Below are 12,159 nucleotides of genomic sequence, written 5' to 3'. Positions count from 1 at the left end.
TTCCTCCTGGGTTGACGAGGAAATCAGTGTGGGCAATCTTGGTAACCGAAAGTAGGTGCTGGTTTATTGGCGCTTACGTCCCAGCTTATCCGAAGCGTTTGCTAGAACCATAAATGGATCGCAATAGATTATTTTAGCAGCCTACCGAAAGCGCTTCTTCAGCAAGTGCATGTCCATGTTTCTCGACCTACATAAAGCGATTGGTGGATAGAGTCGCTGGCGAATCCAGTTGCGAGAGCATGCCCCCCTCTCGCCCTACGGACAGAAGATCATTCACTTCTCACCTCGCTCTTCTGACAGAGAGAAATCCAGCCCAAGCGCCCGCTCAGGATGGTCAGCATCACCGGCAGTCACCGCCACCGCCGTCTGCGGCATTGATGCCGAGGCCTCTGCCGAATCAGCCTTTGTCCTTGCCCTGCTCTTCCGGCAGGGAGAAGTCCAGCCCCAGAGCCCGCTCGGGGTGTGCCTCATTATTCGGCGCAGATACGCCCGACACCTCGGCTTTACACTTAGCCAGCTCAGCCTTCAGGGATGCAATTTCTGCTCTCATTCGCTCCCGGTTCTGCCCAGCCTGGCCAGTGGCTTCCTTGTATTTTACATTAGCCTCATTGAGCCTATCTTTTAGTTCATTAATTCGCTCATTGGCAGAACGGTACTTCATGTTGGCTTCATTAAGCCTTGTCTGAAGATCGCGTTTGGCAAGCCTAAGCTTGTAACTGTCACGTCCCTTTTGGAAATAATGATCTACGATTGCATCTTGACCAAGCTCCTCACTATGGATAAACCAGTGAGTAGGTGTTGCGTTGAAGGTGTCCCAATAAATATAGCCTAGGTCGACAACCACCTCATGCAGTGCATCGAAATCGGATTCTGTCTGAGCCTCAATAAAAAGATAAGGCTTGTCTCGGGAGATGAGATTGCCGGCCCCCTTCAGAACCGAAAGCTCCATACCCTCTACATCTACCTTGATTGCTCTAACCTTGTCTTCAAGATCCAAAGCATCCAGGCTGATGACGGAAATCGGCGCCGCATCAGAATCATCTAAAGTGAGAGACTGGCCACCTATGTTTTCGGGCTTTCTCTCAGCAAAATGAGCGTTACCCTCAGAGGCACCAACCCCTACTTCATGAAGTGTTACCCTGCCATCCAAGTCATTAAGTGATATGGCCTGCCGCAACGGCACGCAGAGTTCTGGGTTCGGTTCAAATGCCACTACCCGTAAGCCAGCCACTGCCGCTAGATAAAGTGTATGATTGCCAATGTTTGCCCCAACATCAAGTACCAGATCATTTGCGCGCAGACACGACTCCATCGCCTGCAGCATAGCAAATTCATAAGGAACTGCTTTCTCAACCAACATTCCCTGTATGTAATCTTCCTCCCAATCTGGAAGCACCATGAAGTATTGTTTCTCACCTACATTGATGGGAAAAATAGGATCTTTCATGGAGCTCTCCAGCAAACAAAGAAATTATTTGTTATTTCTACAGGCACAGAAACAATCATAAAATACCAGGCTCCAGCAGCTCGCTCAGCGCACGGTACAGCGCCGAACTCGCAACATGCAGCCTGCCCTGCTCAATACGCATGCTCGCCGCCGCTCCCTGCTCGCCCAGACTCCAGCGGCTTACCACGGCGAACCGCGGCTGCCGTGTTTGAAAATGAAACGACACTGCCTGCGAAGGTTGGGTTTCCAGATAGCTGGGGGAGAACCACCCCGCCAGTCGCGGTTCCTGCTGGCCATGATGTGAGCGTGCCTTGGGTGCACTCTCCAGGGTCGAGGCGACTTCTAGCATCAACCGCTGCTGGTCACTGGCATCCTCGAAGCACGCTCCCGCAGACGATAGCTCCAAGGTTGTGGTGTTTGGGCCCAGATGCCACCACCAGCGAAAGTCACGCGGGCGCTGGGGCTGGTCGTTATGGATGATATCCAGCACCTCCACCCCCGTCCCTGGGCGGTAATAAAGCACGCGCTGGTGAGTGATCTTGAGGCGGGGATGTGACACCTTGCCAACCAGAAGCCAGCCATCATCACAGGCGCCGACATGCTGAATGGCACTGCCATAGGCATCGCGCTTCTGGCGACTGGTATTCTGGCCATCTACCTCGAGGGTGTTGTGTGCACGCGTGCTGAGGAAGTAGTCCCGCCACTCGCCCTTCTGGTAACCGTACTTACCGGAGTCCCACAGTCGATAGCGCCCCTTTTCCTGCCACACAAACGAGAGGCAGTCCGCATGCTTGTGGTCACTGGTGTGAAAGCTTCCCTGGAAGAACAGGTAATGTGATTGCTCGAGCGGCACCTCTGGCTGGGAACGCACCACGCCATAGCCATCGAGGCGTGCCGCCAGGCTGCTACTCAGTGCCTGATGTGGCCATTCGCGCAACCTGGCATAGCGCTTGAGCTTGAGAGCTTCGGCCGAATCCCCAACCGGGGGGCAATGCAAGGTCGGCGTCACCAGCCACTCCTTGGCGATCTCCGCCTTTTCGCAGAGAGTGCGAATGTCGGCCATGTCATCACGCTGCAACCACGGTGCCTCCAGGATCTGGCGGATCTTGGTTAAGGCAAAGAAGTGGTAGTCCGGCGAATCCTCGGTATGCACGCCTTCATCACCCAGCTGGCTTTTCAGGATCTCGCGCATATGCGTTACCGCGAACTCACGGGCTGCCTCCTCGCGGGGCAGCGTTTTCCCTGCCTTTGCCATCACCTCAACCAAGGCCATCAGGCCATTGAGCTGAAACAGGCCGTGATTGCCGTGGTTGAGCTCTTCCGGATTGGTCAGGTGATCCAGATGCGACTCAACCAGCCCCTGAAGCACCTCAGGTGCCAACGGCAGCATCTCACTCTGCTCTTCGCACCAGTGCACCAGATAGGCGATCTTCGAAGCACGCAGCCCGGTGGACATATCGTACCAGTACCAGGGCATCGCTTCAGGGTCTTCCTGATAGAACCGCCACCAGTCGCTCATGACCTTGCCGATGAAGGCGACATCATGGGGGGCCATTCGATTGAAAAAAGCATCTAGCACTCGCCAACCATGTAGCTGAAACATCCAGTTGCGGTCGGAGAAAGGGTTAGCCGCCCAATCAAAAGGCAAGGTGAAAGGGTGAGGTGGAAGATCCTTGCGGCCAAGGGCGGAAAAGCCCTCGAAAAAAAGCCTTTCTATAGTTGCTTCCAAATCCTTTACCGTTACTATCTGATGTATAAGCCTCACACACTTACCCCCCTCCCATCGCCAGAATATTTAAAAACAAAAACTGGGCGACTTATATTTATCTGAAAACTTATTCACCAAATCAGAAAATGAACTACCTTTTGAGACTAGGTCAAGGATAAAAATCAAAGCGTCTTTTGGCAATGGTGCGTGACTGCCCCCCCAAAGCCCAATATGGAAGAAAAAACCATCTGCCTCAAAATTTGAATCACCTACGACTTTTCTCAAGTCCCAACCTTCAACAAAAGGAATTAAATGCTGATCCACATGACTATCTATTTGGTTTTGAAAATATAAAACTTCTTCGCCAAACCACTCTCTATTTAAAATATTTAGATCATGAACAATTCCCTTTTCATTAAAAAGCCGATAAGCTTGTGATTTTTCATTGCAATCAGCATTAAAAGCTACCCTGCAGTAATCTTTCACTTGTCCAAACACATAATTAGATATGCTTGTTTGAGGATTTACTACAATAGTTTTTGACTTTTTTATCCTATGGGACATACTTAATGCCGCAAAACCACCACCTGAGCCGCCGAAGAATATTGGCGCAAGGCCAGTTTTTTGAGAGTATAAATTTATAATATTTTCCATTTTTTCCATAAGAGATAGATTACTACTAGACCCAGCGTACCAGCCTAAGCCAATGCTGCCATCTAAGGAAATTGTTGGATCTGCAAAGGAAAGAAGGGGTATATTAGTAGAATTAGAGACCCCCATACCTGAAAAATAAGGAGGATTACTACACGCCCTAGAGCCAACAGCAGCACTAAAGCACACCAAAAAATAAGGACACGTAGAACTTAAAAAACCTTGGGCTAAAACATCAATCTCTTCGCTCTCATGCCCAATTATTTTTACTCCTGTCCTTGTAACATCTTCACTTAATAAAAACTCTTCCAAGCTACCATATCTTTGCAAAAACCAGCCAGAATTATAACTTTTCATTTAGCTCAACCTCAATATTAAAAACAAAATCCTCTTTACTTTTAACCTTAGCGAAAGCAACTAGCTTATTATACCCCTTACCTTCAAGCTCAACGCTAAACTTTGATTGAGGTCTATACCAAATAGTTTTTTCTCTCAAGCCGTCTTTATACAAATATATTGCAAATTCATAGTCATCACACTTAACCCCATGATCTAGCAATATTTCAACCTCGGCTACATCTTGACTATAGATTACTTCAACGTCTAATAGAGGGTTAAAGAAGAGTAGCCAGCTGTTGCTTTCAGCTTTTTCTTCAAAGACAGAGGAGGATATGTATTCAGCAAAACCAAAGAGCCTACTTTCTAAAATTCTTGCTTGCTTTTTAAACCTACGACGCACAATCTCATATTGATCAAACAATATTTTTAAGACCGCTAAATTCTCAGGGGAGTCAGAAAAAAAATCATAAAGTCGCCCTAAAGAAGATGCCATACGTCTCTTAAATATATAGTCTTCTGATTTACATAAACCCAAGTCTACGTAATAATTTTCATCTTCGGCTTCCTCCAAAGCCAAAAAACTTGATTTTTTATAGTTATCTTCACCTTTAAGAACTACCAATTTTTTCTTTTCAAGAAAACTATTTACACCTTTTTCTTTATCATATGGAATGCTGGAGAATGGTGGAAAAATTTCATTTGTCACATCAGCAAAAAATTGATCTAGCGACAGCCCTTTTTGTCTTATGATAATAGACGACTTCCACATTTCTTTTGATATTATTGGACTTACATACACAGAATCGTTAGCTGTACTATAGCTCCTCAACCCAAAATGGAACCTGTTTCTAAATTCCACATAAGATCTCCATAAAAAATCGTCTGCTCCCCCTGAATACCCACCATATGCAGTAGTGTTTACATATGAAATAAGGCTTTCATATTTTTCTGGGTTTGATTTTTTTAACTTTTCAGAAAAAGGGTTTTTATTTTTAATCAAATGCTTTAGAACATCGCCATCTAACCGATATTCTTCTGGTATCATCAAGCTCCAAAATTCTCTATATAGTTCACCTCCAGCTCCAGTAATGCGAATTCTTTTGTAGTCACCATTACCTAAACGCTCCCCTGCCGGCATCACGTTATAATCGCCCATGGTGTAACTAACCCATAAATCTATGACTTTTTTCACCCCTACTCTTTTATTAGCAGTCAATGGACCATTAAAGTATGGAAGGCCAAATTTTCCCGAAATATAGTTTGATATACTTAGATCAGAAGACCCCGGATGATTAACAGTCCGCACACAAGGTTTATATCCTAATGCAAGAGCTGGAGCTATTGCCAATCTACTATCTTTTCCTCCACTCAAATCAAATACAATATTATCAATTCCAAACTTATCTATAATGGATTTGCAATGACTTTCAATGTCACGAGCTGAGTTGACAACTAGTTCTTTATAATCAAAACTGCTATTACTATGCTGATAAAAACCCTCATCAGAAACTATGATTTCTATCTCCCCTTTTCTAAGTATAGCCTTATGATTCACAGGCACCCTGTAAACATTTTTTAAGGGAGCATCATTACTAAAAGCTTGATGTGAGAAAAAAGGATGATCGAGAATCAAAGTTGAAAGAAAATCATCATTAACCTCAGGCTTGGCTTCTAAGTACTGTACTAGCGCAGCAGTTAGATGAGCCCTATTAGAAACTATAGCACAAGTTTCTGACTGGTATGTATATAAGCATGAGAAGCCAAAGTAATCACAATAAAACTCCCAAGAATCATCTTTTTTAATTGCACGTGAGAAATTACCTACAGAGGACTCGCAAACTTTTATTTTATTAATATCTGAATCAGCAAAAACAAATTCTTCCCTCGACGATTCATAACCAAAACCTGAAAAAACATTTTGACTATCTGATACTTCAATAGAGGTTATTAACAAATAGCTTCCAACCTGCTCTACTTGAAGCCCCGCTTTTAAAATCAAGTCATACAAGTCATTGCAACCCCCTTTGATATGCAAGACACAAAAATCTAACTCAGGGGATGGAGACTTATAAAATTTTTGAGCCGTGCTCACTATCTCTACACTCTCATTGCTACTCATTTGGAAGGCAACCTGCTCATAAAATTTATTGATATAATGGTATGGTGCTAAACCCCACTTGTGTGACGTATCAGCAATGCGTGCTGCTTGCAAAGGAGCGATTATTTCAACTTCATTTTTGAAGTGCTTTCTTACAAAACCATATAACTTATCAAGAAATGTATTAACCCTCCTGTGATCAGAGTCAAATTTTTTTATTTCATCACCATCAATGAACTCGCTGCAAAAATATGCCTCTATTAAGTAAACCTTCTTTTTATTAAGTATTGCTTTTTTAACAAAAGATGAAAAACCTTTCTTCCAGATCGAAAATTTATAATCTGAATCAAAGGCTACTACTTCTCCAAGCCCCACCTGCAATTTTAAAAACTCGTTTGAAATAGTGTTCAAACTACCATATTCTGAGTAGCAATCGAACCTTTCGTCAATAAAGTCTATTAAGATACAATCAAAGTCCAACCTGCCAATCTTATCTTGCACACTCTTTGTTAAATCAGATTTCACCATCCGCTTTTGAAAATCCGATTCTATACGATCATAATTTAAATTACTCACAGCAGGGTGAACAGTAGAAAACAAACTAGCAAAACTACTCCTTGCGAAGTATTCTTGAAGGATAAATCCATCCAAATGCTCTATTGTATCTCTAGAAACGCAACTTCCGAATACAATTATCTTCTTCAATGCTGCATTCCTCTTATTTCAAAAATTTCCTGACTTATTATTTTTTCTTTAGCCACCTGAACTCTAACTCGCGCGCTAGCGGACACTGATAAATCACTGAAATAATCGGGATTGTTGTATAAATTTTTAACACCACTCGCCATCTCCATATAACTCTCACCCTTTGCGAGAATACCACAAGTACTATCTACGAATTCGGGTATCGCTGTAACCCCATTAGTTACAACAACCAAACCAGAAGACATAGCTTCATCTTTCGATACACCTTGTGCATCCATTCGAGTGGGACACAAGAAGACACCATACTCTTTATGCAACTTAGCAATATCCGGCTGAGCCAAGAAGCCACGCTCAATAATTACATTTGAAAAATCTCTTAGCGGCAATAACGTCTCATCAAATAATGCGCCGTCACCGATAAATCTAAATTCCAATTCATCGAAAAAGGACTCTTTGGAAAGCTCCAGCACTGCCTTAACACTTAGATCATTTGCATACTTTCTTGAAGCGTAGGGTCTTATGGAAAGTATTTTCTTGCGCTGCTCCGGATTCTTTTCAACATATGAAAAAATATCTGTATCAACAGGGTTATGAATGATCTTATATTGGCTCTCTGGCAACTTAAAGCCAATATCTTCCATTACTTCATCGGCGAAATACTGCGATACAAAAACTAGTGACAAGTGCTCAGGCATTGGGCTAAGCAATTCCTTCCAAAAGCCGAGGCGTTTGGCACTTTGAACCTTGGCCAGTTCCAAATCTTTTTCATTGGTGTAGTTATATTCACGGCGCCACCAGGGTTGAACCTCCGCACCATGCACCCATACCGTCACCTTGATGTCATGTATGAAGTCACCCAGAACTTCCCACATATCCGCATCTAGGAAATGAACCAGCACATGTCGATACTTTCCACTTTCCAGCATACGACGCAGTGCAATCGGTGAGCCCGTGATCACATCCGCATCTTGGAACTCATGCCAACTAACCGCCTGATCTTTCCGGAAGCGGAAGATATCAACTTCCACGCCGCGCTCTTTGTAGGCTTTGACTCGGCTATGCACGAAACCATTGCGGTAAAGGTCATTGTAACTTGGGTAATGGTTGGTCACCAGCAACACATCTGAGCGGCCCATGACACTTTCCGGTGATAGATCTTTCTCTCCCACCAGTAGCCGCTTCACGACACACTCGCCGCCTTGGTATACACGGAAGCCAAGGCGGATGATTGCAGCCCCCTCTGGAATGTCTAGGAGGTTATTCTTGTTAGGCTGAATAATGTAGTGATGTAGACGTTTTCCCTTAGTGTCAAAAAAGATGATAACAAAAGACAGGTTCAGCCCTGGCGTCATCTCAAGGTGCAGCGGCAGCTTGTCATCCTTGATGGCACCTTTCCCCAACTGCTCCAGTGTCAGGTTATTGCCATCCTTGACATAGATATACTCATGCTTGCCATCACCAAGTGCTGAGGTTACCTCCAGCCCCTCTTCGGTCAGCGTCATCTTGCTATTGGCGGTGCCGGGGTTGGAGAAAATCTCGCTCAACTCAATGGGCGAGAAGCTTGGGATCTGCTCGGCGCTGTTGGTGGCCGGCGCCGTTGCTTCTGCCAGTTTCTCGAGCTCTGCAAGGGGTATACCGGTGTCAAATTCGGCATCGTCTACCTTGGCCTGCAGGGCTGCCAATGCCTCGCTGGCCTTGGCAGCTGCACCACTCAGGCCATCACGGCAGTAGTTGAAGGCATCGATCGCCTGCTGGTTGGCTGCCGTATATGTCGCTGACTCGATGCTCTCGACCCAGGCACTGGCCTGACCAAGCTGCATGCCGGGTGCCAGCGCTGCAGCCCGTAGCGGAACTTCCGCATCGGCTCGGTAGGCCTGATCCGCATTCTGCTGCTGAATACCTCCAGAACCGGCCTGGTAATAAGCACCCTTGCCGATTATCGGCGCTTCGGTAAAGCGCGTCGCCAAGGCCATATCCCGCAGGTAGTTGGGGCCGTAGTAATCATTGGGGCTGAATGCCGCCAGCCAGCTACCCGACTTAACGAGGTGCTTCAGTGCCCTGCCCCCCAGGCTTTCCAGGCTCAGGCATTCCGTGTCGATGCCCTGTGGTAGCTGGCCAAACTGGGCCTCGGCGTCGGCCGCCGTGAACCCCTCCCCCGTGACCACTACAAGCCTGGCCGGCTGGTGGTACTGTCGCACTACATTGTCCAGGGTGTTGCTAAGCCCCTGAACGCTACTGACCAAGCTGACCACGGTATACTCAGGCAACGGGTGCTCATAGCGCTTGCCGGTCACCTTGCTGAGGATGTAGTCGAAACGCGCCTGGTAGGTGTGCTCGCTGAGGATCTTGCGCAGACCGGCAAGGCGGAACTTGTCGGCATGCTCGGCGCTGCTTTCCAGCTCCTGCAGGCGACGTATGATCTCGCCGCCACTGTCCGAGGTCAGCACCAGCTCACCGAACAGCAGGCGCACCCCTCGAGAGAAGTTACTAACGGTGATGGTATTTGAACCCAGCAGCTCATAAACCCGGCGCGCAAACATGGTCTGCGACTGCTTGATGGAGTTCAGGTTGATCGCATAGCGGTAGCCCTTGTAGGCCTTGTCGATCTCGCTGAACGGCAAGGTACCCACGATGTAGGGCTGGTAGTTCTCCGGGAACTGGTAGTTGGGGTCGTCCTTACCGTAGTTGCGGTCGTAGATCTCCAACGGCTTGAACTTGGGAAACTCCTCAACGAAGGTTTCCAGATCTTTGGTGCGATCTGGATAGCGCACGTAGTAGGCACCGGCAAAGCAGAAGGCATCCTTCCGCTGGTAGGTTTCCACCGGACTTGTCAGGGCCGGCTGGCAGGCGAAAGGCAAGAAATAGACGTTATCGTGCCCCAATGCCGCCTTGTAACGGTGGATACAGTCCAGGTCGGTGGTGAACACGAAGTCAAACAGCTTTGCCGTGTTCAGGAAGGTCTCGAAGTGGATCGGATCTTCTTTGTTCCAGAACGCCGTGGGAATACCGTGCTGATTGCACCAGTCCACGATGCCCTGCACTTCCTGGCTCTTGTGGCCGACCTTGTTCCACCACAGCTCATCCTTGCCACGCCATGCGGACTCGATGAACAGCATCTCCGGTTTGAACTCCTCCAGCTCCTGTTGCCAGTGCTCCGGCGTCAGTTGGAAGAAATTGGCCTCTGGGCTATATGAGCTGTAGGTGAAGGTGTCCATAATGCAGGCCACCTTGTGAGCCTCAGGGATTTGAAAATCGCCTGTAAAGTCAAGGAGCTCAGAACTAACTTTATGATTCACGCTTTTCTTCAACTTCTGCCAGTAAATTTCCGCGATCCTTAGCTTGATATTCTCTGACAGAAGGCGCCTAACCTCGGTCGTCCTTTCCTCGACCACCACTTTTTCCGCTTGAGATGCCCTCTGGAGCGCCTGATGTCTTTTTTGCAGACGTTTCAGCTCATCCTGAAGATCTAGCACCTGCTGCTTGCGGTTCATGAAGTAGGTGTGCGTTTGCTTGAACTTAGTCTCGGTTTTCTCGAGCGTCTCCTGCAGCTTCTTGAGTTCTACCTTAAGCGGATTACGGATTAGGGTCCAAGTTGGCCAGTCGGGATCCTGGTCATTATGACGCACCACATCGAAACCGTATTCGCGCAGGGCATCCAGGGTTTGTTCGGCGCCTACGCTATCTTTGTAGCAGGGTTTTACAGTCATGCTTAGCTGCAACTCAGTGAAGCAGCGCAGCCGGTCGCTTTCAATTAGCCATTGCAAAATCGCATGAGCCTCACCCGGAGCCTCGATCACCAGGGCGGCAGTTTCGCTTTCGCCCGGGCCGTGGTCAGCCATCATCTGCGCGGGAGAAATCGCTTTCACCGGGTGTCGACGAACCGGTTCCAAGCCAGGGAAAAGTGCTTTGAGGCTGGTCGGTGCGCGCAGGCTATTGGCCTCAGGGAGATTGTACTCCACCAGTGTCTGCGGGCCTGTCTCTGAAGTGACGGCTACAGCTGCCACAGTGACATTTTTTTGGCTATTGCATATTTTACGCAAACGCTGCGCAAGCCATGGGTGAGGCTCGAATAGCACAATTCTCTTGGCACTCGTACCTAGCCACTTTTCAAGCTGGCCTCCAAGGCCAGCACCAATGTGCAGGATGACATCCATGGAAATGTTGGTACTCCGATACTTTCAGTCGTAGGGTGAAGGTTAACAGGGGGCGGGCTATGACGCCTTGAACTGTTTCGGTATGTAAGCCGTTAAACCGACCCACTGGCTCTAACCATATTGAGCCACATTTTTTAAAGCTGGCAGCTCTGCATTCCAGCGCAAGAGAGCTTCCAGCTGTTCGAGGGTAACCGCATCAGCGATGTGCGTCAGCACATGGTGGACATAAGCCGACGGTTCCAGCCCGTTGGCCTTGGCCGTTTCGATCAGCGAGTAACAGGTACCACTGGCTTTCGCGCCCTGCGAAGTATCTGCGAACAGCCAGGCTGTTCTTCCCAGAGCGAACGGGCGGATGGCATTCTCGGCACCCGCATTGCTGACCTTCAGATCGCCACGTTCGCAGTAGCCAACCAGGGTATCCCACTGTGAGCGCCCATAAACCAGCACCTACAGTTCAACCCCGAAATTGTCCAGACTGACTTCCTCGTCAACCCAAGAGGAATCAGTATGACGCACACCGAACGCAGACTACCCTGGCAGCAACATATCGAAGACTGGCCGGCATCCGGTTTGTCTGGCATGGCCTACTGCCAGCAGCAATCACTAACTTATTGTCGCTTTGTTTACTGGCGCAAAGTAAGCGCCGCTAAACCGACCCACTTGCCCTAACCGTATTGAGCCACATTTTTTAAAGCTGGCAGCTCTGCATTCCAGGGCAAGAGAGCTTCCAATTGTTCGAGGGTAACCGCATCAGCGATGTGCGTCAGCACATGGTGGATGTACGCCGACGGTTCCAGCCCGTTGGCCTTGGCCGTTTCGATCAGCGAGTAACAGGTGGCGCTGGCTTTCGCGCCCTGCGAAGTATCTGCGAACAGCCAGGCCTTGCGGTTATGGAAACACTTCCATAACCGCAAAAACTGGATGTTCTGCTGGACCGAACTGGGCGCGGAACACCTGGGCATCATCCAGAGCCTCATCAGCACCTGCAAGCTGCACGATATTAACCCCTACACTTACCTGGTGGACGTGCTGCAACGCGTCAGTCAGCATCCCGCCA

6 protein-coding genes and 3 pseudogenes are annotated in these 12,159 nt (G+C 47.9%); 2 read left to right on the top strand and 7 right to left on the bottom strand.

The features are described 5' to 3' along the window. Positions 1-397: 397 nt before the first annotated feature. From MLC59_RS18765 to MLC59_RS18740, 6 genes and pseudogenes are all read right to left on the bottom strand, one after another. Positions 398-1,447: an FkbM family methyltransferase gene (locus tag MLC59_RS18765; protein WP_248237133.1), complete on the bottom strand. Its 1,050-nt coding sequence runs from the start codon at positions 1,445-1,447 to the stop codon at positions 398-400. Positions 1,448-1,502: 55 nt separating this feature from the next. After that, a complete protein-coding gene (locus MLC59_RS18760) occupies positions 1,503-3,176 on the bottom strand; it encodes an alginate lyase family protein (RefSeq protein ID WP_248237132.1) in 1,674 nt (557 codons plus the stop codon). 66 nt (positions 3,177-3,242) lie between these two features. Next, the gene (locus tag MLC59_RS18755; RefSeq protein ID WP_248237131.1) at positions 3,243-4,163 is read right to left on the bottom strand and encodes a hypothetical protein; all 921 of its coding nucleotides are present in this window, start codon (positions 4,161-4,163) and stop codon (positions 3,243-3,245) included. Then, positions 4,150-6,948 carry a DUF6270 domain-containing protein gene (locus tag MLC59_RS18750; RefSeq protein ID WP_248237130.1) on the bottom strand — a complete coding sequence of 933 codons (2,799 nt, stop codon included), beginning with the start codon at positions 6,946-6,948 and terminating at the stop codon, positions 4,150-4,152. Before MLC59_RS18750 ends, MLC59_RS18755 begins: the two co-directional genes overlap by 14 nt. After that, on the bottom strand, positions 6,945-11,102 hold the full coding sequence (locus tag MLC59_RS18745; protein ID WP_248237129.1) for a glycosyltransferase family protein: 4,158 nt from the start codon (positions 11,100-11,102) through the stop codon (positions 6,945-6,947). Before MLC59_RS18745 ends, MLC59_RS18750 begins: the two co-directional genes overlap by 4 nt. Before the next feature lie 111 nt (positions 11,103-11,213). Then, positions 11,214-11,540, bottom strand: a pseudogene (locus MLC59_RS18740) (transposase domain-containing protein); the annotation flags it as partial. A 69-nt stretch (positions 11,541-11,609) separates the two neighbouring features. Between MLC59_RS18740 and tnpA the strand changes: the two are divergent. Next, on the top strand, positions 11,610-11,771 hold the full coding sequence (gene tnpA / locus MLC59_RS20225; RefSeq protein WP_427901746.1) for an IS66 family insertion sequence element accessory protein TnpA: 162 nt from the start codon (positions 11,610-11,612) through the stop codon (positions 11,769-11,771). Here tnpA and MLC59_RS18735 read toward each other — a convergent pair. Next, positions 11,768-11,989, bottom strand: a pseudogene (locus tag MLC59_RS18735) (transposase domain-containing protein); the annotation flags it as partial. The gene tnpA and the pseudogene MLC59_RS18735 sit on opposite strands and share 4 nt — an antisense overlap. Positions 11,990-12,011: 22 nt before the next feature. On the opposite strand from MLC59_RS18735, the pseudogene MLC59_RS18730 reads away from it, so the two are divergent. Continuing rightward, positions 12,012-12,159: pseudogene (locus tag MLC59_RS18730) on the top strand (transposase domain-containing protein); the annotation flags it as partial.

The sequence above is a fragment of the Marinobacter bryozoorum genome, from assembly GCF_023156245.1.
In the GTDB taxonomy this organism is placed as follows: Bacteria; Pseudomonadota; Gammaproteobacteria; order Pseudomonadales; family Oleiphilaceae; genus Marinobacter; species Marinobacter bryozoorum.
Note: the sequence above shows the minus strand (reverse complement) of the source record. Positions and strands in the feature narration are given on the sequence as shown.